This window comes from Stenotrophomonas sp. ASS1 (genome assembly GCF_004346925.1).
GTDB lineage: Bacteria > Pseudomonadota > Gammaproteobacteria > Xanthomonadales > Xanthomonadaceae > Stenotrophomonas > Stenotrophomonas maltophilia_A.
On record NZ_CP031167.1, the window covers coordinates 1,020,158 to 1,045,627 of the forward strand.

Below are 25,470 nucleotides of genomic sequence, written 5' to 3' on the forward strand. Positions count from 1 at the left end.
GCGCGTCAAGCGATTCTGACCCTTTCGTGCGAGGCGGAAATGTTCATGGCTTCACGATACTTCGCCACGGTGCGTCGCGCTACTGGAATTCCCGACGATTTGAGCAGGTCAGCCAGCTTGGCGTCAGAAAGCGGCTTGCGCGGGTTCTCGTCGTCGATCAGGCGCCGGATCATCGCCTGGATGGCCGTGCTGGACGCCTCGCCACCGCCCTCGGTATCGATGCCCGAGGCGAAGAAGGCGCGCAGCGGCAGGGTGCCGCGCGGGGTACGCACGTGCTTGCGGGCGATCGCACGCGAGACCGTGGATTCGTGCAGGCCGAGCTCGGTGGCGATCTCGCGCAGGGTCAGTGGACGCAGCGCCTGCTCGCCGAATTCGAGGAAGCTGGCCTGCTGCAGGATCAGGCTGCGTACCACCCGCAGCAGGGTTTCGCCACGCTGCTGCAGCCCTTTCAGCAGCCAGCGCGCTTCCTGCAGCTGGGCACGCAGGTAGCCGGCATCGGCGTCGCCACAACGTCGGATCAGCTGTTCGTAGCCGCGGTGGATCACCACCTTCGGCCCGGCATGCGCGGCCAGCGCTGCGCGCCATACGCCGTTCTGCCGCCACACCACCACATCCGGCACCACGTAGGTGTCCTGCGACAGCGGTGCGATCTGCGTGCCCGGGCGCGGGTCCAGCGAGCGCAGCAGGGTGACTGCGGTCTCGACCTCGTCCAGGGGCTGTTTCAGTTCATGGGCCAGCCCGGCGACGCCGCTGCGCGGCAGCCGTTCCAGCGGGCCTGCGGCAATCTGTCGCGCCAGCACCAGGCCGGGCGTGTCACCGGCCAGCACATCCAGCTGCAGCAGCAGGCATTCGCCCAGCGTGCGTGCAGCCACACCGACCGGATCGAAACGCTGGATGCGATGCAGCACGGCGAGGATCTCGTCCTCGTCGGCGTGGATCGCCGGCAACAGGGTTTCGGCGATGGTGGCCAGCGGCTCGCGCAGGTAACCGTCGTCGTCCAGTGCATCGATCAGTGCGGCACCGATACTGCGATCACGCGAGGACAGATGCGACAGATGCAGCTGCCACAGCAGATGGTCGGCCAGTGTTTCGGTTTCGGCTACGCGCTCGGCGGCGCTGCCGGTGTCGTCGTCATCGTCGAAGCTGCCGCCGCTGCCGGCCGCGCTCCAGTCCAGTTCGGCCGGTGCCCAGTCGTCACCGGCATCGGTACGTTCTGCGGGCGCATCACCGTCGTTGCCATCGTTGCCATCGTTGCCATCGCTGCCTTCGTTGCTGGCGCTGCTGCTGTCACTGCTGTCGGCCCAGTCCAGCAGCGGATTGCTTTCCACCGCCTGGGCGATCTCCAGCTCCAGCTCGGTGGTGGACATCTGCAGCAGCTTGATCGCCTGCTGCAACTGGGGCGTGAGCACCAGTTGCTGTCCCAACGATGTCTGCAGCCGAGTCTTCATGCCTGTGCCGAAAGGAAGGAGAGGAACCCGGCGACTGCTTCACAGCTTGAAGGAATCCCCGAGGTAGACGCGACGTACATCGGCGTTGTCCAGGATCGCTTCCGGCGAGCCCTGGGCCAGCACGCTGCCCTCAGCGAGAATATACGCGCGGTCGCAGATACCCAAGGTCTCGCGCACGTTGTGGTCGGTGATCAGCACGCCGATGCCACGCTGCTTGAGATGGGTGACGATGCGCTGGATCTCGCCGACGGAAATCGGGTCGACGCCGGCGAACGGTTCGTCGAGCAGGATCAGGCGCGGCTGCGCGGCCAAGGCACGGGCGATCTCGCAGCGGCGACGTTCGCCACCGGACAGGCTGGCGCCGAGCTGGTCGGCGACATGGCCCAGCTGTAGTTCGTCGAGCAGGCTGTTCAATTCACGCTCGCGGCCAGCCGAATCCAGGCCCTCGCGCAGCTCCAGCACCAGGCGGATGTTGTCGGCCACGGTCAGCTTGCGGAACACCGACGGCTCCTGCGGCAGGTAACCCACGCCCTGCTTGGCCCGGGTATACATCGGGTCGCCGGTGATGTCCTTGCCGTCGAGCACGATGCTGCCAGCATCGGCGGCAACCAGACCGACGATCATGTAGAAGCAAGTGGTCTTGCCGGCGCCGTTGGGGCCCAGCAGGCCGACCACTTCACCGGCGTCGAGGGTCAGCCCGAAGTCCTTGACGACTTCGCGTTGCTTGTACTTCTTGCGCAGGCCCTTGGCGACGAGCATTACTTCCTGCTCCCGGCCGGCTGTGCCGGCGTGGTGGCCTTGGGCTGTGCCGCAGGTGCGGCCGGGGTCTTGTTCTTCGGCGGGATGACGGTGCGCACGCGGCTGCCGTCGCCACCGGAGTTCATTTCGCCGGTGCGGGTGTTGTAGACCATGCGCTGGCCGGCATTGGTGCCGCGCGCGCTGGTGACCTTGTAGTTGCCTGTCAGGGTGATGATCTCGGTCTTGATGTCGTAGTCGATGCGATCGGCCAGCGCGTCCATCCAGGTGCCATCATCGAGCTGCTGCTTCATCTTGGCCTGCTTGCCGGTGAACACCACACGCACCGCTTCGCCGTCCTTGAGGTAGATCTCGGCCTCGGACGAGCGCAGGTCCAGCGTGCCCTGGGTGATGATCACGCCCTGCGACAGCACGGTCTTGCCGTCGCCGGTGAGCGTGCCCGACTGGGCGCCGGAATCGATGTGCATGTCTTCGTTGCGGTCGGTGGACTTGGCGAAGGCGGCGCTGGGGACAAGAAGACCAAGCGCGAGTACGGCGGCAAAGGGAATCTTCATCGGGGTCCGTTCTACCGGTGGGGGCCTCCCGGGTGGACCGGGGGCGGGCGGGTGGGGCTGCCGGCCTTGCGCCTGTCCGGAGACGTCGCAGGCTGGCGGCGGAATCAGCGTTTGGGCGTGTAGCGGCCCTTGGACTGGCTGAGGAAATGATACGTGTTGTTCTTCGAATCCACTTCGAAGCCGACGCCGGACTGTTCCATGCCCGGGCGGGTCATGGTCACCAGGGCGTCGGTGCGGGCGCGGTTTTCCTTCGGGAACACGTCCAGATGGTCGGTGCGGAAGGTGGTCGGCACCGTGCCCGGGCCGACCGGGCTGTCGCCGGCGACATTGCCGCGCAGCTTCATCTCGTCGCCCTTGGCGCTGAGCCAGCCGGTTTCGGCACGCAGGGTCCAGTGCCTGCCATCCTTGTCCGGCATCTCGAACAACGGCGTGGCGATGTTGATGGTCTGGTCACCGCGCTGGCGTTCCAGCAGCGGCGCACGCAGCGTGGTCGATTCCTTGCCGTGCTCATCCAGGGCGACGATCTGGAAGTCGTGCAGGATGTAATCCACGCCCACTTCCTGGCCGCCACTGGCTGGCCCCTTGTCGCGGTTGCGCAGCGCCGCCCAGCTGCTCAGCAGGGCGGCCAGCAGCAGGCCGATGCCGAGCAGGGTGCGCCAGTTCACGGTCGGCAGGTTCATGCGCCGAACCTCGCCAGCACCGCATCCACATGCCCCTGCGCGGCCAGCAGGATGTCGCACAGCTCGCGCGCGGCGCCACGCCCGCCATCGGCACGGGTCTGCCAGTGCACGCGCTCGGCGATCCACGGATGGGCGTTGGCCGGCGCCACCGCCAGGCCGACCGCACCCAGTGGTGCCAGGTCGGGCAGGTCATCGCCCATGAAGGCCACCTGTTCCAGGCCGATGCCATGCTGCGCGCACAGCGCCTGCACGCTGGCCAGCTTGTCGCCCACGGCGATCTGGGTGTCGATGCCGAGGTCGGCGCCGCGCTTGAGCGCGGACTGGCTGTTGCGCGCGGTGATCAGCACGGGGTGGATGCCGTGCTGCTGCAGCAGTTTCAGGCCCAGGCCATCCTGCACGAAGTACGCCTTGCTCTCGTTGCCGTCCTTGTCGTAGTACAGCCGACCGTCGGTGAGGGTGCCGTCCACGTCGAAGCAGGCCAGGCGGATACGGGCCGCGGCGGCATGCAGGTGGGCAGGGAAGGCGGGCAGGGGGGACCAGGGCATCAGGGCGGCAGGCTCGGTGGGTTCGGGTGGGGCAGTACAGACTGAATGGGGTCTACGGACTGTCGGTTAAACCACCCGGGCCCGCAACAGGTCATGAATGTTCAGGGCGCCGACTGCACGGCCCTGGTCATCGACCACGATCAGGCCGGTGATCTTGTGGGTCTCCATCAGCCGGGCTGCCTCCACCGCCAGCTGGTCGGCGCCGATGGTGCGTGGGTTGCGCGTCATCACATCGGCGATCTTCGCCGTGCGCACGTCCAGCGCGCTGTCCAGCGCGCGGCGCAGGTCGCCGTCGGTGAACAGGCCGATCAGCACGCCGCCGGCATCGACCACGGCGGTCATGCCCAGCCGTTTGCGGCTCATCTCCATCAGCGCTTCACTGAGACTGGCGTCGGCGCCCACGCTGGGCAGGTCGTCGCCGGTGTGCATCACGTCGGTGATGTGCAGCAGCAGGCGGCGGCCGAGGCTGCCGGCCGGGTGCGAGCGGGCGAAGTCATCGGCGGTGAAGCCGCGCGCATCGAGCAGGGCCACCGCCAGCGCATCGCCCATCGCCAGCGAGGCGGTGGTGCTGGAGGTCGGCGCCAGCGCCAGCGGACAGGCCTCGGCCGGCACGCTCACGTCCAGGTGGATGTCGGCGGCGGTGGCCAGGCTGGACTGTGGGCGCCCGGTCATGGAAATCAGCACGTTGCCCTGGCGCTTGAGCACCGGCAGCAGCATCAGCACCTCGTCTGACTCGCCCGAATAGGACAGGGCCAGCACCACGTCGTCCTCGGTGATCATGCCCAGGTCGCCGTGGCCGGCTTCACCGGGGTGCACGTAGAACGCCGGCGTACCGGTGGACGCCAGGGTGGCGGCGATCTTGCGGGCGATGTGCCCGGACTTGCCCATGCCGGTGGCGACCACCCGGCCGCGGCTGCCCAGGATCGCCTGGCAGGCCTGCTGGAACGCCTCGCCAAGGCGGTCGGCCACGGCGTCCAGCGCCTGCCGCTCGATCTCGAAGACGCGGCGGCCGCTGGCGACCAGGCCGGCAGGGTCGACGGAACGGGGGGGCAACAGGGATTCGGCCATGCGGACGCCACGCAGCGGAAGTAGAATGGAGGCACATTTTATTAGGAAAGCCCGTTGGACGCCGACACCATCCGCAATCTGATCGAAACCGGCCTGCCCGGCGCCCGCGCCGACGTGCAGGGCGACGATGGCGTGCATTTCGAAGCGACCGTGGTCTGCGAGGCCTTCGCCGGCAAGATGCCGCTGGCCCGCCACCGCATGGTGTATGCCACGCTGGGCGACCTGATGGGCGGCGCGATCCACGCGCTGGCGCTGAAAACCGTGACCCCGGCCGAAGCCGGCTGAACCGCAGAAGATCCCGAATACATGGCCAAGATCGTTGTGACCGGCGGCGCTGCGCTGCACGGTGAAGTGAGCATCTCCGGCGCCAAGAACGCCGTCCTCCCCATTCTCTGCGCGACCCTGCTGGCCGATGCGCCGGTGGAGATCACCAACGTGCCGCACCTGCACGACGTGGTCACCACGGTGAAGCTGCTGGGCGAGCTGGGCGCCAAGGTCACCATCGACCAGGGCACGCTGTCGCGCGGCAGCGCGATCGTGGTCGACCCGCGCTCGGTGAACCAGCACGTGGCGCCGTACGAGCTGGTCAAGACCATGCGCGCCTCGATCCTGGTGCTGGGCCCGCTGCTGGCCCGCTTCGGCGCTGCGGAAGTGTCGCTGCCCGGCGGCTGCGCGATCGGTTCGCGTCCGGTCGACCAGCACATCAAGGGCCTGCAGGCGCTGGGTGCCGAGATCGTGGTCGAGAACGGCTTCATCAAGGCCAGCGCCAAGCGCCTGAAGGGCGGCCATTTCACCTTCGACATGGTCAGCGTCACCGGCACCGAGAACGTGCTGATGGGTGCGGTGCTGGCTGAAGGCACCACCATCCTCGACAACTGTGCGATGGAACCGGAAGTGACCGATCTGGCGCATTGCCTGATCGCGCTGGGCGCGAAGATCGAAGGTCTGGGCACTGCCCGCCTGGTCATCGAAGGCGTCGAGCGCCTGTCCGGTGGCCGCCATGAAGTGCTGCCCGACCGTATCGAGACCGGCACCTTCCTGGTGGCCGCGGCGATGACCGGCGGCAAGGTCACGGTCAACCGTGCGCGGCCGAACACCATGGATGCGGTGCTGTCCAAGCTGGTCGAGGCCGGTGCGAAGATCGAGACCACCGACGACACCATCACCCTGGACATGCAGGGCAAGCGGCCGAAGGCGGTCAACCTGACGACCGCGCCGTACCCGGCGTTCCCGACCGACATGCAGGCGCAGTTCATGGCGCTCAACTGCGTGGCCGACGGCGTCGGCGTGATCAACGAAACGATCTTCGAGAACCGTTTCATGCACGTCAACGAGCTGCTGCGCCTGGGCGCGGACATCCAGGTCGAAGGCCACACCGCCATCGTGCGTGGCAGCGAACACCTGAGCGGTGCGCCGGTAATGGCCACCGACCTGCGTGCCTCGGCCTCGCTGATCCTGGCCGGCCTGATGGCCAGCGGCGAGACCACCATCGACCGCATCTACCACCTTGATCGTGGCTACGAGAACATCGAAGAGAAGCTGTCTTCGCTCGGCGCCACCATCCGGCGCGTGCCATGATCCTGCGCGGCAAGTTCAGCCCGCGTCGCAAGGCGCTGCTGGCCCTGGTGCTGATCGTGCTGGCGTGGCTGGGCTATGCCTGGTACGCCAACATCGCCATCACCCAGGGCATCGAGCAGAAGGACATGGACTGGAACGGCGATGGCACGGTCTCGCGTGATGAAATCATCGAGTCGTTCTATGCGGTCGCAGTGAACGACAGCCAGGACGGCAACCGTCATTGCCGCACCTTCGTCTGGCACAGCACCGGTGAGCAGATCCGCGTGGACTGCCGGACCGAGTTCAAGCCGGCCGAGGAACAGAAACCGGCTGAAGCGAAGAAATAAGAAAACGCCCGCGAAAGCGGGCGTTTTCTTTTCGGTAGTGCCGGCCGCTGGCCGGCAACCCCATCAACCTCGTGGAGCATCGCGAGAATGCCGGGCAGTGGCCGGCACTACCGGTTCGCGCGTCAGTTCATCGCCTTGATGGTCAGGTCCAGCGCATCGCGGCCGCTCTCACGCTGCAGCATGCGCGCCGGCACCGGGAATTCCGGCACGATCCAGGCGATCAGCTCCTTGTTGCCGTCGGCGCGCGAGACCTTGGTGGCCTCGTAGCTCTTGCCGCCCACGGTGATCGATTCCTTGCCGATCACACGGTACGTCATGTTCTTGATGCGGCCTTCGTCGACCATGCGATAGGTCAGCGGCTTGCCCGCCGCCAGGTCACGGGCGATCGCCAGGTTGATCAGCAGCGCGTCCATGTCACCGGTTTTCAGCGCAATCGGGCCAGCGCGATCCGGCTTGATGTCACCGGTCCAGGTGGCCTGGTTGCTGGTCCAGTTGTAGTTGGCCTGCACGTTGCGCTTCTTCACCAGCAGCGCCGAACGGTCCTGGCTGCTGAGCGGGCGCAGCTGGCCACGCACTTCCTCGAACACCGTGCTCTGGCTGAGGTCGGCCAGCTGGTTCTTCACCTGCAGGCTGTAGCGCCACTTGTTGCTGCCTTCGCTGACCAGGGTCATGGTGCCGTTGGCCTGCATGCCCATGTAGCTGGCCAGGTAATCGGCCTTGAACGGTTCCAGCGCCATGGCCGGCAGGCTGGCCACGGTCAGGGCAGCGGCTGCGATCCAGGTGAGGGGGCGGGTCAGGGTATTCATGCTCAGACTCCTTGGTATTCGATCAGGCGCAGATCGACGCGGTCTTCGCCGTCTTCGCGTTGCAGGATGCGCACCGGGGTGGGGACACCGTTGGCGATCCAGAGAATGGTTTCGTTTCTGCCACCGTTGGTCCGGTAGACCCGCAGTGCGTTGTAGGACAGGTCGCCGACCTCGACGTTCTCGGTCTGCGGCGCGGCCTGGTAGTCGTGTTCGCGGACCTTGCCCATGTCCACGTAGCGGTAATGCATGGAGGCGCCTGGACGCGCATCGCGCATGATCGCCAGGTTGATCAGTAGCGCGCTCTGGTCGCCTGCCTGCAGCGGGATCGGTTGCGCGCGTTCCTTCTTGACGTCACCGGTCCATTGCGCGGTGCCGGCCTGCCAGTTGTAGGTGCCGACCGCCTTCTTGCCCAGGAACAGGCCCTTGCGCACCGTGCTCTGGCTGAGCGGCGCATACACGCCGCTGCGCTCCTCGAACACTGTGCTCTGTTCGATGTTCAGGCCCAGCACGCTGGCAAAGCCGCGGCGGCCGACCACCTGCATGTCCACCCGCCACTGGCTGCCGCCGGTGTGGGTGACCTGCATGCTGGCATCGCCCGCTTCCTTGCCCTTGTAGAAGGCCTGGTAGGTGGCGCTGAACGGTTGCAGCGGCGGTGGCTCCCAGGCCAGTGCCGGTGGCATCGGTACGGCCGGCGCATCGGCTGGCGGCTGCGCTGCGGGCACCGGTGCCGGCACCGGTGCCGGCGGGGCGGCGGGCGCCTGTGCCTGGCCCCAGCCCACGCCGGGGAACACGGCAAGCGACAACAGCAATGGAGTGGACAGCAGGGTCGTGGTCTTCATGGAGGACAGGGACCGCAGGAGGGGGCAGGATGCCAGCCCCGCAGTCAGCGGGGCGTGTGCATGGGGACTACCGGTTCAGGTTCCCGGCGGAATCTAGGGCCAACGGGCTAAACAGGGGGTGACCGTCCAGTTGCGGCTGGCCATCCCGTTCAGCCAGGCGGCCGGCGCACAACAGCTGCAGGGTGGCGATCAGCAGCGGATGCTCCACCGCCAGCACGCGCGCGGCGAGGCTGTCGGCGTCATCGCCGGGCAGCACCGGCACCCGCACCTGCGCCAGCACGGCGCCCGCATCCAGCTCGGGCACGACCAGATGGACGCTGGCACCGTGCTCGGCGTCGCCCGCCTGCAGCGCCCGTGCGTGGGTGTCCAGGCCCTTGTGCAGCGGCAGCAGCGATGGATGGATGTTGACCAGCCGGCCATTGAAGCGCTGTACGAAGGCCGCGCCGAGGATGCGCATGTAGCCGGCGCAGACGATCCAGTCCGGTTGTACTGCGGCCAGCGCATCGCCGAGCGCCTGCTCGTAGCTGGCGCGGTCGCTGAAGGACTTCGGTGCATGCGCCCAGCGCAGGTTCGGTGCGACGCGCTGCAGGGCCTCTGCGGCGGGGCGGTCGGAAAACACGCCGACCACCTCGGCGGGCAGTCGGCCGTCGGCAATGGCATCGAGGATGGCCTGCAGGTTGCTGCCGCGGCCGGAGGCGAGCACGCCAATGCGGGTGGTCGCGGTCACTGCTGGGCGCTCCGGCGGATCAGCGGCCAGATCAGCAGGCTGCCGAGGGTGGCCATCAGCATGTCGGCGTGCGCGTCCCACATGTCGCCCTGCTGCCCGTTGTAGGCCTCGGCAGCATCCGGTGACAGCGCCAGCGCGATGGCCCACTCGAACCATTCGTAGACCAGGCTGGCACACATCACCGTCATCACCGCCAGGGTGAAGGCCTGGCCCAGGCGCAGCGCCGGCCACGCATGACGGGCAAGCTGCAGCAGCGCAGGAGTGAAGCAGACGCCGAACAGGAAGTGGATGAGGCGATCGAAATGGTTGCGCTGCCAGCCGAAGGCCGCATTCGGCGACCAGCCGCTCAGCGTCTGCGCCCAGGCGTCGTAGGGCACGTTGGAATACAGCCAGCGCGCGGCCACGCAGTGCAGGGCGATGAAGCCGCAGATCGCGATGAAGGCACCGTTGCCCAGCCAGCCGCCGCGACGGTCGACCCACAGCAGCGCGGCCAGCCCGATCACGGTCAGGGTGCTGTGCAGGGCCTGTTCGGTAGGCCACAGCGGGTGGACCCAGCTGATTGCGAACACCGCCAGCACGGCGGCAAAGGCCAGCTTCTTGGGGCCCGAGAAACGGTGGGTGGTGGGCGAAGCGGACGTGGGGAGGGCAGGCGCGGACATGGGAAATCGATCAGGAAAGGACGGGGCGTCTGCCGGCAGGTTCAGACACTGAGGTGGTCGCCGCGGTCGAACAGCGCGGCCATGTCAGGTTTGGACAGGAACACCCAGGCATAGGCGGCCAAGGCCATGCCCAGCGGGCCGGCCAGTACGCCCAGCCACGCCGCGCGCCGGCACCAGGCCAGCCCGGTGCGATGTGACAGCTGGCGCGCGGTATACAACTGCACGAACCCCAGCACGGCCGCCAGCACGGCGATGGACGCATAGACCGTGGTCAGCATCCAGGCATCGTCCAGCCCGCGCGAGTGGGCCACCCATCCGCTGAGGCCAAGAAACGCCACTGTGGCGAACCAATGGAAGCCGGCCAACGCGTAGAACAGCACTTTCAGCGTCTGCAGGTGGCTGGTCAGCTGCAGCTGCGCCAGGGTCTGATGCGGCAGCGGCGGCGGATTGCCGGAGGCGGTCATGCGGGCGTGGCGGGAAGGTCGAAGGCGGCCTTCACCTGCGGGCGCAGCAGGGTGATCAGGCCGAACACCCCCAGCACCGTGCCGATGGGGGTGAACAGGCAGGCCAGGCCGGCCGCGATCAGGCACAGCAGGTAGCGGCGTCTCTGGGCCAGGCAGCGGCCGGCATAGGCGACGAACGCGCCCAGGGTGACGCCCCCGAATACGGCGACGCAACCGATGAGGGTGAACATCCAGCCGAACAGGCGCTGTTCGGCCGGCGACGACGGCTGGCCGCCGGAATTCATCGGCAGGTTGCCGGTGAGCGCGGTGATGCCCAGCACGATGTGGATGATGAAGATCAGCGAGAACAGCACGATCAGGCCGCCGACCACGTAGTGCGCGATGGCCAGCATGCGCAGGTGGTCGGCATCCTGCGCGTTGAACACCGGTACCGTCGCCAGCGGCGGCGGCACGGGGGCGGGCGACAAGGGGGGCGTTGCGTCCATGCGGGCTCCTGGGTTGTCGGGATCAGGCGATGTGGACGCGCTCGGCGCCTTCGGCGGTGACCACCTGGCCGATGGTCCAGTGCTCCAGGCCCTGCGCCTTGACCGCATCGGATACCGCGGCCACCTGGTCCGGCGCCACGATCAGCACGAAGCCGATACCGCAGTTGAAGGTGCGCCACATCTCGCTGTCGGCGACCGCGCCTTCCTTCTGCAGCCACTGGAACACCGGCGGCAGGGTCCAGGCCGAGGCCTGGATGTCCAGGCCGAGGCCGTCGGGAACCACGCGGATGATGTTCTCGGTCAGGCCGCCACCGGTGATGTGGGCCATGCCGTGGATGGCCGCGCCGTGCGACTTCAGCAGCGACAGGATCGGCTTCACGTACAGGCGGGTCGGCGCCATCAGCGCATCGACCAGCTTCACGCCGCCTTCCAGCTCCAGCTCGGCCGGGCGGCCGGCGCGGTCGTAGATGCGGCGCACCAGCGAGTAGCCGTTGGAATGCGGGCCGGACGAAGCGATGCCGATCAGCACGTCGCCGGCAGCCACGCTGGCGCCATCCTTCAGCTCGCTCTTCTCAACCGCGGCGACGGTGAAGCCGGCCAGGTCGTACTCGCCCGGGGCATACATGTCGGGCATTTCAGCGGTTTCGCCGCCGATCAGCGCGCAGCCGGCCTCGGTGCAGCCGTTGGCGATGCCACCCACGACCGCTGCGGCGGTGTCGATGTCCAGCTTGCCGGTGGCGAAGTAGTCCAGGAAGAACAGCGGCTCGGCACCCTGCACCAGCACGTCGTTCACGCACATCGCGACCAGGTCGATGCCGATCGTATCGTGGCGGTCCAGCTGGTGGGCCAGCTTCAGCTTGGTGCCCACGCCGTCGGTACCCGACACCAGCACCGGCTCGCGGTACTTGTTGGACAGGTCGAACAGGGCGCCGAAGCCGCCCAGGCCGCCCATCACTTCCGGGCGGAAGCTGCGCTTGACCAGGGGCTTGATCCGCTCGACCAGTTCGTTGCCGGCGTCGATGTCGACACCCGCGTCACGGTAGGTGAGGGGGGAGGGGGCGGAAGACGGGGTGTTGGTCACGGGCGTCGGCGCTGGCAGGGGTTGAACGGGCGATTTTAACAGGCCGCATTGGCGCAAAGGCCGTATTCGGGCAACAATTCCCCCGGATACGTCGAGCCAATGGATGTCCTGATGCGCCGCAGCCTGATTCTGACCCTGCTCCTTGCGCTGAGCCTGCCGGTGGCCACGATGGCCCAGAGCGGCCTGCGCACCGAGGGTGATGTTGCCACCGCCACTGGCGCGTACGAGGCCGAAGTGCCCGTCAACAGCCAGGCCGAAGCCGACCGCAACGGCGCCCTGGCCCGCGCCTTGAGCGTTGTACTGGGCAAGTTGTCCGGCGATCGCAGCGTGATGTCGCGCCCTGGCGTGGCGCAGGCGCTGCGCAATGCCAAGGATTACGTGGCCAGCTACGACTACAAGCAGGACCAGAGCGTGAGCGCCAGTGGCGCCCCCAGCTTCCGCACCCTGCTGGTGGCCCGCTTCCGCGAGGACGATGTCGATTCGCTGGTGTCGGCGCTGGGCCTGCCGCTGTGGCCGCAGCCCCGACCGAAGCCGGTGCTGTGGCTGGCCGTCGATGACGGCAGCGGCCCGCGCCTGGTCAGCGTGCAGCAGGCCAACGCCGCCCGCCCGTTGCTGAACCGCGCCATCGAGCGCGGCTACAAGCTGGGCCTGCCCAGCGGTGGTGCCGCCGAACAGGCGCTGGCCGGTGCCATCTGGCGCCAGGACAGTGCCGCCGTGGCCCGTGCCTCTTCGCGCTACTCTCCGCCGATGCAGCTGATCGGCAAGCTGTACCGCGCCAATGGCGGCTGGCAGGCGGACTGGGTGTTCGTCGACAACGGCCGTGAGCTGAACAAGTGGACCAGCAAGGACGCCAACGCCATGCGCGCGATGGCCGCCGGTGCCGATGGTGCCGCCGATGCGCTGGTCAAGCGCTATGCCAAGGCCGGCGCGGCCGTCGGCCAGGCCGGCACCTATCGGGTGGTGGTCACCGGCATCAACAGTGCCGACGACTACCTGCGCCTGGCTGCCGGCCTGCGTGAGGTGCCGGTGGTGCGCAACGTCACCCCGCTGCACGCTTCGGCCGGCCAGCTGGAGCTGAGCCTGGAGATGACCACCGGCCTGGCCGGCTTCAACCGCATGCTGGGCGACAACGGCGTGCTGGTGCCGAGCGCACCGCTGCCGGCCCTGCCGACGCCGATCGACGACGCCACCGGTGCCCCGGTCGCTGCGCCGGTCAGCAACGAGTACCGCCTGCGATGAACCTGACCCCGGAAGCGGAAATCGCGCAGTTTCTGCGCCGCCTGAAGTACATCCTGTTCGCCGGCCTGATCGGCTGGGTGGTGTGGTTGCTGGCGCCGATCCTGACCCCGTTCGTGCTGGCGCTGGCGCTGGCCTGGCTGGGCGATCCGCTGGTGGACCGCATCGAGGCCACCGGCCGTTCGCGCATGACCGGCGTGGTGCTGGTGTTCGCGGCGATGGTGCTGGTGATCGTGGCGCTGCTGCTGGTGCTGGTGCCGATGATCGAGCGCCAGATCACCACCCTGATTGCGGTCGCGCCGCAGGCACAGGCGTGGCTGATGGAAAAGGGCATTCCCTGGTTCGAGCAGAAGACCGGCCTGGAAGTGATGCAGTGGCTGGACCCGGACCGCCTGATCGAATGGGTGCGCAGCCACTGGCAGCAGGCCGGCGGCTTCGCCACCACGTTCATGGGCTATGTCTCGCGTTCGGGCTTTGCGATGGTGACCTGGGTGGTCAACATCCTGCTTCTGCCGATCCTGGCGTTCTACTTCCTGCGTGACTGGGACAAGCTGGTCGAGCGCGTGGCGTCGGTGATTCCGCGCAACCAGATCGGCACCATCAGCGCATTGGCGCGTGAGTCCAACGAGGTGCTGGGCGCCTTCATCCGCGGTCAGTTCCTGGTGATGCTGGCGCTGGGTGTGATCTATGCCGGCGGCCTGTCGCTGGTCGGCCTCAAGCTGGGTCTGCTGATCGGCCTGATTGCCGGCCTGATCAGCTTCATTCCCTATCTGGGCGCGACCACCGGCATCCTGATGGCGGTGGTCGCCGCACTGGTGCAGGCACAGGGCTTCGACCTGAAGCTGCTGATCCTGGTCGGCGTGGTGTTCACTGTGGGCCAGCTGCTGGAAAGCTACGTGCTGACCCCGCGGATTGTCGGCGACAAGATCGGCCTGCACCCGGTGGCAGTGATCTTCGCGGTGATGGCCGGCGGCCAGCTGTTCGGCTTCCTCGGCATGCTGCTGGCGCTGCCGGTGGCAGCGGTGACCAACGTGCTGCTGCGCTACGCGCACCAGCGTTATCGCCAGAGCGAGCTGTACGTGGGTGAGAAGCCGGCGATCGTGCTTGATGGCGTGGTCGATGCCCCCCATATCATCATTCCGAACGACAAGGGCCCCGACCTGAAGTGATGGGTGTGCCGCAACTGCCGCTGGCCCTGCATTACCCGCAGGACCAGCGCCTGGAGACCTTCATCGGCGCGCCGGATGGCGCGCTGGCGCAGCTGCGCGCGATCGCGGTCGGCGCCAGCCACGATTGGGTCTACCTGGAAGGTGCGGCGGGCACGGGCAAGACCCACCAGGCGCTGGCGATGTGCTCCAGCGCCGAGCAGGCCGGGCGACTGCCGACCTACGTACCGCTGGCCAGCGCCGCTGGCCGCGTTCGTGCGGCGCTCGATGGGCTGGAAGCGCGCGAACTGGTGGCGCTGGACGGCCTGGATGAGGTTGCCGGCAACCGCGAGGACGAGATCGCGCTGTTCGATTTCCATAACCGTGCGCGCGCTGCGGGCGTGACCGTGCTGTACACGGCGCAGAAGGCGCCGGGCGAACTGGGCCTGGTGCTGCCGGACCTGCGTTCGCGGCTGGGCCAGTGCGTGCGTGTGCTGCTGCAGCCGCTGGATGAGGAAGGGCGGGCAGCGGTGCTGCGTGAGCGCGCGCTGCGGCGTGGGCTGGCGATCGACGAGGCCTCGATCGAGTGGCTGCTGTCGCATACCGGGCGCGAGCTGGGTGGGTTGATCACGCTGCTGGACTGGCTGGACCGCGAGTCGCTGGCGGCGAAGCGGCGGATCACCGTGCCGTTCCTGCGCCAGGTGCTGGAAGAAGGGCGGCCTCGTTACTGAGGGTGGGGTTTGCTTTGCAGGGCTGCGCCCTGCACCCGCCGTAGTGCCGGCCGCTGGCCGGCAACAGCAAGAGCCGAAGCAACAGCAGAAGCTGGCTTCCTGAGGGGAGGCGGGGTGGCTCAGGTTGCGGGGGACGGCGCAAGTACGTCCATGTAGCCTCGGTCGCGCCATCCATGGCGCTCACGCCCCCGCAACCTGAGCCACCCCGCCTTCGACAGGTTCCCGCGATCTGCCGGGACTGCATACTGCACTGCTGTTGGTGGGTGTCTACCTTGGTCGACACCAGAGCGAGCATAGCGACGCGACCCGCTTTTGCTTTTCTTTTTTCTTTTCCGTGGCTGGACGCGCACGGAAACTGTCAGAGGCCGGGCGGGATGGGTACGCGGGGGTGTCTGCGGCATGGATGCCGCGGACAAGCCTCCATGGATGGATTCACGGCGTCCCCCGCGTACCCATCCCGCCCGGCCAAGCACGGCTTTGCAGTCGAGCAAGCTCGACTCTACTGATTAGGCATCCAGCCACGAGGGGCTCAGCCGTTCGCGGCCAACTCAACATCCAGCGCGCGCAGGCGATCCACGGTCCCGACATCGGTCCAGCGCCCGCGATGGTGCTGCCCCGTCATCAATCCCTGCGCCATGAAGTGCTTCTGCAGCGGCACCACCGAGAACTTCGGTGGGAGCCGCTCGCTGCCCGGTGCATCACCGATCACCGTGTGCCAGTCGGCCACGATGGAAGGGCGATACACGCCGATGCCGGCATAGGTCAGGCACGGTCCTTCGCGGTCGTGGTGCAGCAACCCCTGCGCATCGATGCGGTAGTCACCGTTCGGGTGCTGAAGCGGATTGTCGACCAGCACCAGATGCGCCTGGCCCTGCGGCTCGCGCGGCAGCGTGGCGAAATCGAAATCGGTCCAGATGTCGCCGTTCACCACCAGGAACGGGGCGTCGCCCAGCACCGGTAGTGCATTGAGGATGCCGCCGCCGGTTTCCAGCGGGGTCTGCCCTTCGTACATGAAATGCAGGCGCAGGCCCCATTGGCTGCCATCGCCCAGCGTCGCTGGAAACTGCTCGGCCAGCCATGCGGTGTTGACCACCACCTCGCGCACGCCGAGTGCGGCCAGGCGTTCCAGGTGCCAGACGATCAGCGGTTTGCCGGCCACGTCCAGCAGCGGCTTGGGCGTGTGCAGTGTCAGCGGGCGCATGCGCTCGCCGAGGCCGGCAGCAAAGACCAGCGCCTTCATCGGGCCACGCGCATCGGTGCGGCCAGGTCGGTCAGCGCCGGCTTGATGCGGTGTTCCAGCAGCTGCTGCAGCGGTGCCAGCTCGCGGTAGCGCGGCAGCACTTCGTCCAGATAGGCGATGAAGCGCGGCGCGTCGTCGAGGTAGTGACCCTTGTTGTCGCGGTAGCGCAGGCGGCAGAACAGGCCAAGGATCTTCACGTGGCGCTGGATGCCCATCCAGTCGGCATCGCGCAGGAAGGTGGCGCGGTCGGGCACCGGCAGGCCGGCGTTGCGGGCGCGCTCGTGATACTGCGCCAGCCACTCGTCCACACGCTGCAGCGGCCAGCTCAGGAACGCGTCCTTGAACAGGCTCATCGCATCGTAGGCGATCGGGCCGCGCACCAGGTCCTGGAAATCCAGCACTGCCGGACCATTCTCGACCGGCATCAGATTGCGCGGCATGTAGTCGCGATGGGTCATCAGCTGGGCCTGGCCCAGCGCGTTGTCCATCAAGCGGCGGTGCACCAGCTGCAGCCCTTCAATCTCGCCGCAGTCCAGTTCCAGGTTCAGGTGGCGCTGCAGGAACCATTCGTCGAACAGGCCGGCATCGCGCTGCAGCAGTGCTTCGCCGAACTGGCCGAAGTCGGCCGGCACCGGGATCGCCTGCAGGCGCAGCAGCTGTTCGATCGAACGGCCGAACCATTCATCGGCGTTGCGCTCGTCGAGGATCTTCGCCAGGGTCGGGCCGCCGAGATCTTCCAGCAGCAGGAAGCCGGCATCCAGATCCTGTGCCAGCAGCGCGGGCACACGCAGGCCGTTGTCATCCAGCAGGCCGCGCATGCGCAGCCACGGGCGCGGATCTTCCAGCCCCGGCGGGGCATCCATCACGATGTGGCTGCCGCGCGTGCTGGTGGTGCGCCAGTAGCTGCGCATGCCGGCATCGACCGAGGCGCGTTCGACCACCGCACTGGAATCATCGAGCTGGGTACGGGCCCACTGCAGGCGCTGCGCGCTGCGCTGGGGATCGGAGGCGGGTTCGGTCATGCAGGCATATCCGGGCGCGCCGGGCGCGCCTACGTCGGGAACAGGAAGGGAAGAGGGTGCGGGATCAGCGGCGACCGCTGAACAGACGCAGGACGGCCAGCACGGCCACTGCGCCCAGCACAGCACCGAGGAAGCCGGCCGGCTCACCGGGGGCGTACCAGCCCATGTACTGGCCGAACCACCCGGCCAGCAGCGCGCCGATGATGCCCAGCACGATGGTCAGCAGGCAGCCCATGCGGTTGTTGCCGGGCATGAAGAATCGCCCGAGCAGGCCGACGAAGAAGCCGACCAGGATGATGTAGAGCCAGCTGCTGCTGCCGAACAGACCATTCATGCGCGCGATTTCCACCAAGGGTGGACGCAGCCTAGCAAGGCCAGGCTGCGTCCGTCACGGTGTGCCGGATTCAGCAGCAGCCGTGGTCGCCGTGGCGGGTGCCACTGTCGGCAGCCACCGGCGAACCGCTGGTCTCGCCGCGCAGGCTGGCGGCGTAGTGCTCGCTGATCACCTTGGACACGCAGGCGGTGACCTTCTTGCCCATCGGAATGTGCAGGAACTCGTTCGGGCCGTGTGCATTGGAGTGCGGACCGAGCACGCCGGTGATCATGAACTGGGCGCCCGGGAACTTCTCACCCAGCATGCCCATGAACGGAATCGAGCCACCTTCGCCCATGTACATCGCCGGCTTGCCGAAGAAGGCCTGGCTGGCGTCGTCGATGGCCTGGGTCAGCCACGGCGCCATGGCCGGGGCGTTCCAGCCGGTGGATGCCTTTTCCAGATCCAGAGTGACCTGCGCACCGTTCGGCGGGTCGCGCAGCAGCGCTTCCTTCAGCAGCTCACCGCAGGTCTTGCCATCGGCGGTCGGCGGCAGGCGCAGCGACAGCTTCACCGAGGTCTGCGGGCGCAGCACGTTGCCGGCCGATTCCAGCGCCGGCATGCCACCGACGCCGGTGACCGACAGTGCCGGGCGCCAGGTGCGGTTGAGCACCAGCTCGGTCAGGTCCTCGTTCATCGGACGCAGACCGTCGACCATCGGGAACTTCTCGAAGATCTCGGTATCGACCACTTCGGCGGCGCGCTTGGCCTGTTCCTGGCGCTCGGCCGGGATCTCAACGTTCATGCCGTCGATCAGGATGCGGCCGGTGTCCTGGTCCTCGATGCGCGACAGCAGCTGGCGCAGCAGTCGGAAGCTGGACGGCACCACGCCGGAGGCATCGCCGGAGTGCACGCCTTCGTTGAGCACCTTCACGGTGAAGTTGCCGCCGGTCAGGCCGCGCAGCGAGGTGGTGCACCACAGCTGGTCGTAGTTGGCGCAGCCCGAATCCAGGCAGACCACCAGCGACGGCTTGCCGATGCGGTCGGCGAGGTGGTCGACGTAGGCCGGCAGGTCATAGCTGCCCGACTCTTCACAGGCTTCGATCAGCACCACGCAGCGGGCGTGCGGCAGGCCCTGGGCCTGTAGTGCCAGCACCGCGGCCAGCGAGCCGAAGATGGCGTAGCCGTCGTCCGCACCGCCGCGGCCATACAGCTTGTCGCCGCGCAGGACCGGGGTCCACGGGCCGAGGTCGTCGTCCCAGCCGGTCATTTCCGGCTGCTTGTCGAGGTGGCCGTAGAGCAGGATGGTGTCGTCGCCGGTTTCGGCGCCGGTAGCCGGAATTTCCAGGAAGATCAGCGGGGTACGGCCTTCCAGGCGCACCACTTCAACCTTCAGGCCGGGCAGCTGCTGGGCCTTGGCCCAGTTCTCCATCAGGGTGACCGCCTGTTCCATGTAGCCGTTCTGCACCCAATTGGCGTCGAACATCGGCGACTTGTTGGGAATGCGGATGTAGTCGACCAACTGCGGGACGATCTCGCTGTCCCACTTGTCATTGACGAATTGGCCGAGCTTGGCGCTGTCCATCTGAAACTCCGGTTGCATGGGCTGATCCGGCCATTCTACGCCTGTGCCGTGGGTAGGGTTTTTCCTACATCACGTCGGGTATTTGGCTGGCTTTTAGAAATCCAGGAAACCGATAGGCTGTGTGCATGTGGTGACGGACACTGTTCCTACCGACGGGATTGCCGGTCGGGACGGCCAGAATCACAAGGAGATACACGTCGTGCCTTGGAGTGTCGTGTTGAGGGCACTGGTGCTGGTCGTGTGGATCGCTGGGGCGCATGCCGCCGAACCGATCGACATCAACCGCGCCGATGCCCAGGCGCTGCAGCAGGGATTGACGATGGTCGGAGCCGCCAAGGCCGAGGCGATCGTCGAGCACCGGCGCAGACACGGCCCGTTTCATCGCGTCGAGGACCTGACGCAGGTGAAGGGGATAGGGAATGTAATCGTCGAACGGAATCGACAGCGGATCACCGTAGGCAACAGGTTGTTGCCGGCGGATCCGGTACCCGGATCGGTACCGGTGCGAACCGTACCGAGGCGCTGACAGCAGGAATCGTCGGAACCGGCAGGAGGCTGGTTCACCGGACACGGACAGGAAGGCCGTGACCACCGACCGCCGCAGGACGCGGCACCAATCACCAGGATGGTGGCATCACAGACCTGTGGAAGGGGCTGAGATACAAACAGGACAGACGCGGCCGCGTGCAGGATGCAACGCTACCCCCACAGCGCAGGATGCGAGGGGGCGGCAGCAGGCCGACAAGGACGTAACGATTGCCCGGTACGACACATGGCTGTGTCGCCGGGCAGTTTCATTTCCGGCACCTGGTTTTGCCGCGGCCACCACGGGTCGATGGTGTACGGTGGCCGCACCGCATGGAAAGGACCCCCGCTGGATGCTTCTGCACCGCCCCACTACCCTGATGCTCGCCCTTGCACTGGCCCTGCCGCTGCTGGGCCATGCCGCTGCGCCAACGCCGGCCGCCAAGCCTGCCGCTGCCGCAGCCAGCACCGCCGAAGTGCGCGGACCGACCGACCTCAAGCCGGGCGAATACCTGTGGCATCCGGAAATTTCACCGACCGGCCCGATCGTGCTGGTGGTCAGCCTCGATGAGCAGCGCGCGTACGTGTACCGCAACGGCATTGCCATCGGCCTGACCACGATCAGCTCGGGCAAGGCTGGGCATGAGACGCCGACCGGCGTGTTCACCATCCTGCAGAAGGACAAGGACCACAAGTCCAACCTCTACAACAGCGCGCCGATGCCCTACATGCAGCGGCTGACCTGGGACGGCATCGCCCTGCATGGCGGCAGCCTGCCCGGTCATCCGGCCTCGCATGGCTGCGTGCGCCTGCCGCAGGCCTTCGCGCAGAAGCTGTTCAGTGAAACCCAGCGTGGCGACACCGTGGTCGTGGCCGATGCCAAGAGTTCGCCGATGACGCTGGCCTATCCGTCGGTGTTGGCGCCGGTCAACGCGCGCGGCCAGGCCCTTCCTGAAACCGGGGATGGGGCCCCGGCGCAGGCCTGGTGGGATGACGCCGCAGCGCCGGCCGGGCAGGTCGGCATCCTGGTCAGCCTGCACGACCAGCGCCTGTACGTGCTGCGCGATGGCGTGATGATCGGCGAGTCGCCGCTGAAGGCCGACGCCCTGCCGGCGTTCCAGGGCACCACCCTGTTCGTGATGGGGCAGGGCTACAGCGATACGCCCAGCCCGCTGGACGCGAACCAGCGCCTGCACCAGTGGACGGCCTATCCGCTGCTGGGCCAGGACCGTGCCCAGGCCACCCCGGACCTGCTGGCCACGCCCTCGCTGCCGATGGCGTTGCCGGCCGATTTCGCCCGCCAGCTGTACCAGGTGCTGGTACCGGGCACGACCCTGCTGGTGACCTCGCTGCCGGCGGTCCGCCCAAGCCCGGCTGAATCCGGAATGCAGCCGGTCTTGGAATCCGAGCCGCCAGGGTCCACCCTCAAGAGCAACTGAGTTCCTTCGTTGTGCCCATGACTGCATCCCGCCTGTGCCGGCTGGCCGCGTTCGGCCTGCTGGCGACCTCGGCCAGCGCTCCGGCGCTGGCACAGACGCCCGCCCTTGCCACCAGTGCCGATGATCTGGCTGCCTTGCTGTCGCGCAGTGCGCCCAAGGCCGACCGCCACGTATTGCAGCTGGCGGCGCACGCCATGCGCTGCGCGCTGCAGCGGCCCGAGCTGGGCATCAATGGTGATCGCCTGAGCGTGATCGACTATTCGCGGCCGTCCACCGAGCCGCGCCTGTGGGTGTTCGACCTGGCCCACCAGCGCCTGCTGTTCGAGGAATGGGTGGCGCATGGCCGCAACAGCGGTGAGAACCGCACCGAGCACTTCTCCAACCGCGATGGCAGCTTCATGTCCAGCCTCGGCGCGTTCACCGCGCAGGAGACCTACATGGGCGGCAACGGCTATTCGCTGCGCCTGGCCGGGCTGGAACCGGGCTTCAACGACCGCGCGCGCGAACGCGCCATCGTCATCCACGGCGCGCCCTATGTGAATCCGGCGACCGCGCAGCTGCAGGGACGGCTCGGCCGCAGCCTGGGCTGTCCGGCAGTGCGCCTGTCGGTGGCCAAGCCACTGATCGACGCATTGCGTGGCGGCACGATGGTGTTCGCCTACTACCCCGACCAGGACTGGCTGAAGCACTCGCAGCTGCTGGGCGGTGAGTGCGGTGGCCAGGGCACGCTCGCCACGCGGTGATGCATGACGGCGCGCGGCATGATGCAATGCGCCGATGAACATCGACTCCCTGCTGCACACTCCGAGCCAGGTGATCTCCCGCCTGGACTATCGCCGCGAACGCTGGCGCAACGGCCTGGGCTGGACCCGCGAGATCCTGCGACTGCCGGCGCAGGGTGATGACTGGGCGCTACGCCTGTCGGTGGCCGAGATCGAGCAGGATGCCGCGTTCTCCGCCTTCCCCGGCGTGGAGCGCGAGCTGGTGCTGCTGCAGGGCAATGGCGTGCGCCTGCGTTTCGAGGATGGCCATGTGGCCGAGGTGCTGCCACCGCACGGGCGTGTGCGTTTTGCCGGTGAGGAAGCGCTGCACGGCGAACTGGTCGATGGCACCACCCACGACTTCAACCTGATGTGGAAGCGCGAGCTGCTGCAGGCCGAACTGCTGCACCGGCCGCTGGTGGGCACGATGTTCTTCTTCTGCGAGCCGGGCGTGGCCTGGGCGCTGCATCTGCTGGCCGGTCAGGCGGAGTTTGGTGCAGATAGTGGCCTGCCGGCGTTGCAGGCGGGAGACACTGCGTGGTTGGCGGCCGGTGAACGGCAGCGTCATGCATTGCAGGGCGGTGGCGAGTTGCTGGCGATCCGGATCAGTGCGGCGGCGGGATGATTCCTGGGCGCCGGTCGGCACTATCCACGCATGGCGTGGATCTACTGGGGTGCGGTTGCCACCATGTCTGGACACACCGTTCAGTAGATCCACGCCATGCGTGGATGGGGCCACCGACACCGCGTCACGGTGCGAACCAAGGTTCGCACCCACCAGAAAGCGGTTCGCACCCACCAGGAATCGGTTCGCACCCACCAGGATGCGGTGGCCTCAATACACATCGCGCCGGTAACGACCGGCCAGCAACAGCGCTTCCTTGCCCGCGGTACCCAGCACCTGCTCGATCACTGCATCCACCGCCGGGGCCATGCCCTGCAGGCTGCCGCAGACCAGGATCGTGGCGCCTTCATCCACCCATTGGCGCAGCGTTGCCGCTTCCGCCAGCAGCCGGTCCTGCACATAGCGGTGCGCACCGCCATCGCGGCTGAACACTGCATCCAACCGCACCAGCGTGCCGTCGGCCAGCATCGCCTGCAGTTCTTCACCGAAGTGGAAGTCGTGCGCGGCGGTGCGCTCACCGAACAGCAGCCAGGTGCGGCGTGCGCCACTGCGTACGCGTTCGTGCAGATGCGCGCGCAGGCCGGCGATGCCGGTGCCGTTGCCGATCAGCAGCAGCGGCACGTCGGCGGCCAAGCCGTGGAAATTGTCGTTGCGGCGCAGACGCAGCTGTACCGGTTCGCCGATGGCAGCGTGGTCGCACAGCCAGCCGCTGCCGATGCCGGGTGTACCGTCAGCGCGCAGCTGGCGGCGCAGCAGCAGCTCAACCGCACCGTCGGCCATGACCGAGGCGATCGAGTACTCGCGATGCGGCAGCGGTTGCAGGGTCGCCAGCAAGGCAGGCAGATCACCCGGGGGAACCAATGAGGGCAGGTGCGAGCGCGCGACGCGTGCCAGCAACGTCTGCCCGTCATCCAGCACGGTGTCCGCGTCGAAGCGTTGTGCATCCAGCCAGGCACGCACGGTGTGCGATGCGTGCTGTGGGCCGATCTCGGCGATGTCACCGGCCTGCCACTGCGCAACTGCATCGGCCGGGGGCTGCAGGCGCAACCAGTACACCGGACCACCGGGGCTGCCCGGGTTCAGATGCTCGCGTTGCAGCAGCGTCCACGGCTGGTACTCGGCCGGGCTCCAGTCGGGCAGTTCACTGGCGCCACCACCGAGCTGTCCCAGCAGCTGCTGCCAATGACGCAGTGCTGCCGGATCGGCGTTGTCGACCTCGATGGCGTCGAACATCGGATGCGCGCCGTGCTGGCGCAGCCAAGTGTCCAGCTGGTGGCCGAATCCGCAGAAGTGGCCATAGCTGCGGTCGCCCAGCGCGAGCACCCCGTAGTGCAGGTGCTGCAGCGAGGGCGGCGTGGCCATCACTCCGCGCAGGAAGGGCAGGGCGTGGTCGGGTGGATCGCCTTCGCCGGTGGTGCTGGCGATGAACAACGCGCGCTGGCTGGAAGCCAGCAGTCCTGCATCCACCTCATGCAGTCCGCGCACACGCACCGGCACGCTGGCACCGCGCAGGGCCTCGGCGCTGCGCTCGGCGAGTTCGCGGGCGAAGCCGGTCTGGCTGGACCAGACCAGCAGGATCGGGGGCCTGTCACCGGTTGTGGCATCGTCGCGCGGGCGCCCTCGCCACCACAGTGCAGCGCAGGCCAGCGCATACAGCGCCGTGGCGATTCCCGCGATCTGCGCGTGCCGCACCGGTGGCGCGCCCTGCCACCACGCTTCGCCGAGATGCAGGCGCAGCAGCGCCCAACCGATCAGCGCCAGCAGGAGCAGAACCAGTGCGTTGCCGAGCCAGGCGTGCGATGGACGTGCGCTCATGCGTCCTGCTCGTCGAGCAGGCGCTGGAAGGCGCTGCTGAGAAATTCCTGCGGGCCGTCTGCCGCACGCTGCAGGTAGCGCGCAGCCAGTCCTTCGCGCTCGGCCAGTGCCATGCCCTGTTCGCGACCAAGTACGGTCAGTGCGGTGGCCCAGGCATCGGCGTGCATGGCGTCGTCGGCCACCACGGTTACTGCCGCGGCAACCTGCCGCACCGGTCTGCCGGAGCGCGGGTCCAGGCTGTGACTGTAGGCCTCGCCATCGGCCTGATACTGGTGCCAGCGATCGCCGGAGGTGGCCACCGCCTTGCCGTCCAGCGCCAGCACCCGTGGCGGGGTATCGGTGTGCACGTCTTCTTCGGGTGCGGATTCCACCAGCACGCGCCACGGCTGGCCGTCCGGTTTGCGGCCGTAGCCGGCCAGTTCGCCGCCGACTTCGATCAGCGCGGCAGTGATGCCTTGTCCACGCAACCAGGCGGCCACGTGATCGACGCCGAAGCCCTTGGCGATCGCAGAGAGATCCAGTTCCAGTCCACCCGGTTGCAGCAGCGCATCGTCCTGCCACTGCAGGCGCTGCCAACCGCAGCGATCACGCGTGGCCTGCAGGGTAGCGTCGTCGGGCTGGCGGCGTTCACCGGCATGTGCCCCGAAGCCCCACAGTGCAACCAGCGGACCGACGGTGGGATCGAAGGCGCCGCCACTGGCGGAAGCGATGGCCTGTGCGCAGACCAGAACGTGACGGGTTTCGGCCGGCAGCACGCACCATTGGCCGGCGTCGGCGCGGTTGTAGCGACTCAGATCCGAACCACGCTCCCAGGTGCTCATCTGCGCGACCACCTCGTCCAGCCGCGCCTGGATGCCAGCATGCAGCGGGTGCAGGTCGCGCTGGCGCGACGCGACCAGCGACACGCTCCAGGTGGTGCCCATGGTGGTGCCACCGAGGCGGGCGATGTCGAGCAGGGGATCGGTCATGGTGGTGTGCTGCTGGCGCGATGCCGGGGCGTGCCCGGCATCGCGGTCC

The 25,470-nt window shown here is 67.7% G+C and carries 29 protein-coding genes; 10 read left to right on the top strand and 19 right to left on the bottom strand.

Features of this window, described 5'->3' with window-relative positions; all coding sequences use genetic code 11:
• Nucleotides 1-5: 5 nt before the first annotated feature.
• The 6 genes from MG068_RS04780 to MG068_RS04805 form a co-directional block, all read right to left on the bottom strand.
• Nucleotides 6-1,448, bottom strand: coding sequence for an RNA polymerase factor sigma-54 (locus MG068_RS04780; protein WP_132809421.1), 1,443 nt, complete (start codon nt 1,446-1,448; stop codon nt 6-8).
• 39 nt (nt 1,449-1,487) lie between these two features.
• On the bottom strand, nt 1,488-2,207 hold the full coding sequence (lptB, locus tag MG068_RS04785) for an LPS export ABC transporter ATP-binding protein (protein ID WP_049400688.1): 720 nt from the start codon (nt 2,205-2,207) through the stop codon (nt 1,488-1,490).
• On the bottom strand, nt 2,207-2,758 hold the full coding sequence (lptA, locus tag MG068_RS04790) for a lipopolysaccharide transport periplasmic protein LptA (protein ID WP_121504002.1): 552 nt from the start codon (nt 2,756-2,758) through the stop codon (nt 2,207-2,209). Before lptA ends, lptB begins: the two co-directional genes overlap by 1 nt.
• Nucleotides 2,759-2,862: 104 nt before the next feature.
• Nucleotides 2,863-3,438, bottom strand: a complete 576-nt coding sequence (lptC, locus tag MG068_RS04795) for an LPS export ABC transporter periplasmic protein LptC (protein ID WP_049462883.1) — start codon at nt 3,436-3,438, stop codon at nt 2,863-2,865.
• On the bottom strand, nt 3,435-3,983 hold the full coding sequence (locus MG068_RS04800; RefSeq protein WP_049398160.1) for a KdsC family phosphatase: 549 nt from the start codon (nt 3,981-3,983) through the stop codon (nt 3,435-3,437). Before MG068_RS04800 ends, lptC begins: the two co-directional genes overlap by 4 nt.
• Before the next feature lie 66 nt (nt 3,984-4,049).
• Nucleotides 4,050-5,051, bottom strand: a complete 1,002-nt coding sequence (locus tag MG068_RS04805; protein WP_049462884.1) for a KpsF/GutQ family sugar-phosphate isomerase — start codon at nt 5,049-5,051, stop codon at nt 4,050-4,052.
• 54 nt (nt 5,052-5,105) lie between these two features.
• Here MG068_RS04805 and MG068_RS04810 point away from each other — a divergent pair, with 54 nt between their 5' ends.
• Genes MG068_RS04810 through MG068_RS04820 form a run of 3 tightly spaced genes read left to right on the top strand, consistent with a single transcriptional unit; the run spans nt 5,106 to nt 6,955 of the window.
• Nucleotides 5,106-5,336: a BolA family protein gene (locus tag MG068_RS04810; protein ID WP_005408396.1), complete on the top strand. Its 231-nt coding sequence runs from the start codon at nt 5,106-5,108 to the stop codon at nt 5,334-5,336.
• A gap of 21 nt (nt 5,337-5,357) precedes the next feature.
• On the top strand, nt 5,358-6,629 hold the full coding sequence (murA, locus tag MG068_RS04815; RefSeq protein WP_019659444.1) for a UDP-N-acetylglucosamine 1-carboxyvinyltransferase: 1,272 nt from the start codon (nt 5,358-5,360) through the stop codon (nt 6,627-6,629).
• A complete protein-coding gene (locus tag MG068_RS04820; protein ID WP_132809423.1) occupies nt 6,626-6,955 on the top strand; it encodes an EF-hand domain-containing protein in 330 nt (109 codons plus the stop codon). Before murA ends, MG068_RS04820 begins: the two co-directional genes overlap by 4 nt.
• Before the next feature lie 122 nt (nt 6,956-7,077).
• On the opposite strand, the gene MG068_RS04825 is transcribed toward MG068_RS04820, so the two are convergent.
• The 7 genes from MG068_RS04825 to purM all read right to left on the bottom strand — a co-directional run bounded on the left by MG068_RS04825 (nt 7,078) and on the right by purM (nt 12,016).
• Entirely contained in the window at nt 7,078-7,761 is a 684-nt protein-coding gene (locus MG068_RS04825; RefSeq protein ID WP_132809425.1) for a DUF3108 domain-containing protein, read from the bottom strand.
• 2 nt (nt 7,762-7,763) lie between these two features.
• Entirely contained in the window at nt 7,764-8,600 is an 837-nt protein-coding gene (locus MG068_RS04830) for a DUF3108 domain-containing protein (RefSeq protein WP_132809427.1), read from the bottom strand.
• 67 nt (nt 8,601-8,667) lie between these two features.
• Nucleotides 8,668-9,327: a phosphoribosylglycinamide formyltransferase gene (purN, locus tag MG068_RS04835; RefSeq protein ID WP_132809429.1), complete on the bottom strand. Its 660-nt coding sequence runs from the start codon at nt 9,325-9,327 to the stop codon at nt 8,668-8,670.
• Nucleotides 9,324-9,986: a DUF2238 domain-containing protein gene (locus MG068_RS04840; protein ID WP_049398166.1), complete on the bottom strand. Its 663-nt coding sequence runs from the start codon at nt 9,984-9,986 to the stop codon at nt 9,324-9,326. The genes purN and MG068_RS04840 overlap by 4 nt, the downstream gene beginning before the upstream one ends.
• A 41-nt stretch (nt 9,987-10,027) precedes the next feature.
• Nucleotides 10,028-10,450, bottom strand: a complete 423-nt coding sequence (locus tag MG068_RS04845) for a hypothetical protein (protein ID WP_032130364.1) — start codon at nt 10,448-10,450, stop codon at nt 10,028-10,030.
• Nucleotides 10,447-10,935: a hypothetical protein gene (locus MG068_RS04850; RefSeq protein WP_032130363.1), complete on the bottom strand. Its 489-nt coding sequence runs from the start codon at nt 10,933-10,935 to the stop codon at nt 10,447-10,449. Before MG068_RS04850 ends, MG068_RS04845 begins: the two co-directional genes overlap by 4 nt.
• A gap of 22 nt (nt 10,936-10,957) precedes the next feature.
• Complete coding sequence (gene purM, locus MG068_RS04855) at nt 10,958-12,016, bottom strand: phosphoribosylformylglycinamidine cyclo-ligase (RefSeq protein ID WP_132809431.1); 1,059 nt, start codon at nt 12,014-12,016, stop codon at nt 10,958-10,960.
• A 99-nt stretch (nt 12,017-12,115) separates the two neighbouring features.
• On the opposite strand from purM, the gene MG068_RS04860 reads away from it, so the two are divergent.
• From MG068_RS04860 to hda, 3 genes are read left to right on the top strand one after another with little or no spacing between them, the layout of a single operon-like run.
• The gene (locus tag MG068_RS04860) at nt 12,116-13,255 is read left to right on the top strand and encodes a DUF2066 domain-containing protein (protein WP_132809433.1); all 1,140 of its coding nucleotides are present in this window, start codon (nt 12,116-12,118) and stop codon (nt 13,253-13,255) included.
• Entirely contained in the window at nt 13,252-14,421 is a 1,170-nt protein-coding gene (locus tag MG068_RS04865; protein WP_032130360.1) for an AI-2E family transporter, read from the top strand. Before MG068_RS04860 ends, MG068_RS04865 begins: the two co-directional genes overlap by 4 nt.
• Nucleotides 14,421-15,128 (top strand): DnaA regulatory inactivator Hda, encoded by a 708-nt coding sequence (gene hda, locus MG068_RS04870; RefSeq protein ID WP_132809435.1) that lies wholly within the window; start codon nt 14,421-14,423, stop codon nt 15,126-15,128. Before MG068_RS04865 ends, hda begins: the two co-directional genes overlap by 1 nt.
• Nucleotides 15,129-15,657: 529 nt before the next feature.
• On the opposite strand, the gene murU is transcribed toward hda, so the two are convergent.
• The 4 genes from murU to MG068_RS04890 all read right to left on the bottom strand — a co-directional run bounded on the left by murU (nt 15,658) and on the right by MG068_RS04890 (nt 19,288).
• Nucleotides 15,658-16,368: an N-acetylmuramate alpha-1-phosphate uridylyltransferase MurU gene (gene murU, locus MG068_RS04875; RefSeq protein ID WP_132809437.1), complete on the bottom strand. Its 711-nt coding sequence runs from the start codon at nt 16,366-16,368 to the stop codon at nt 15,658-15,660.
• Nucleotides 16,365-17,390 (bottom strand): aminoglycoside phosphotransferase family protein, encoded by a 1,026-nt coding sequence (locus MG068_RS04880; RefSeq protein WP_049463134.1) that lies wholly within the window; start codon nt 17,388-17,390, stop codon nt 16,365-16,367. The genes murU and MG068_RS04880 overlap by 4 nt, the downstream gene beginning before the upstream one ends.
• 64 nt (nt 17,391-17,454) lie before the next feature.
• A complete protein-coding gene (locus MG068_RS04885; protein WP_049398791.1) occupies nt 17,455-17,724 on the bottom strand; it encodes a GlsB/YeaQ/YmgE family stress response membrane protein in 270 nt (89 codons plus the stop codon).
• A gap of 70 nt (nt 17,725-17,794) precedes the next feature.
• Entirely contained in the window at nt 17,795-19,288 is a 1,494-nt protein-coding gene (locus MG068_RS04890) for a M20 family metallopeptidase (protein ID WP_010483606.1), read from the bottom strand.
• Nucleotides 19,289-19,502: 214 nt separating this feature from the next.
• Between MG068_RS04890 and MG068_RS04895 the strand changes: the two genes are divergently transcribed.
• The 4 genes from MG068_RS04895 (at nt 19,503) to MG068_RS04910 (ending at nt 22,638) form a co-directional block, all read left to right on the top strand.
• Nucleotides 19,503-19,814: a helix-hairpin-helix domain-containing protein gene (locus tag MG068_RS04895; RefSeq protein ID WP_240792138.1), complete on the top strand. Its 312-nt coding sequence runs from the start codon at nt 19,503-19,505 to the stop codon at nt 19,812-19,814.
• Nucleotides 19,815-20,166: 352 nt separating this feature from the next.
• Complete coding sequence (locus MG068_RS04900; protein ID WP_132809439.1) at nt 20,167-21,252, top strand: L,D-transpeptidase; 1,086 nt, start codon at nt 20,167-20,169, stop codon at nt 21,250-21,252.
• Between the two features lie 17 nt (nt 21,253-21,269).
• Nucleotides 21,270-21,995 (top strand): murein L,D-transpeptidase catalytic domain family protein, encoded by a 726-nt coding sequence (locus tag MG068_RS04905; protein ID WP_004147404.1) that lies wholly within the window; start codon nt 21,270-21,272, stop codon nt 21,993-21,995.
• A gap of 34 nt (nt 21,996-22,029) precedes the next feature.
• Nucleotides 22,030-22,638, top strand: coding sequence for a HutD/Ves family protein (locus tag MG068_RS04910; RefSeq protein ID WP_132809441.1), 609 nt, complete (start codon nt 22,030-22,032; stop codon nt 22,636-22,638).
• 210 nt (nt 22,639-22,848) lie between these two features.
• On the opposite strand, the gene MG068_RS04915 is transcribed toward MG068_RS04910, so the two are convergent.
• Both MG068_RS04915 and MG068_RS04920 read right to left on the bottom strand, forming a co-directional pair.
• Complete coding sequence (locus MG068_RS04915) at nt 22,849-24,453, bottom strand: sulfite reductase subunit alpha (protein WP_132809443.1); 1,605 nt, start codon at nt 24,451-24,453, stop codon at nt 22,849-22,851.
• Nucleotides 24,450-25,421, bottom strand: a complete 972-nt coding sequence (locus MG068_RS04920; RefSeq protein WP_132809445.1) for an FAD:protein FMN transferase — start codon at nt 25,419-25,421, stop codon at nt 24,450-24,452. Before MG068_RS04920 ends, MG068_RS04915 begins: the two co-directional genes overlap by 4 nt.
• Nucleotides 25,422-25,470: the final 49 nt, after the last annotated feature.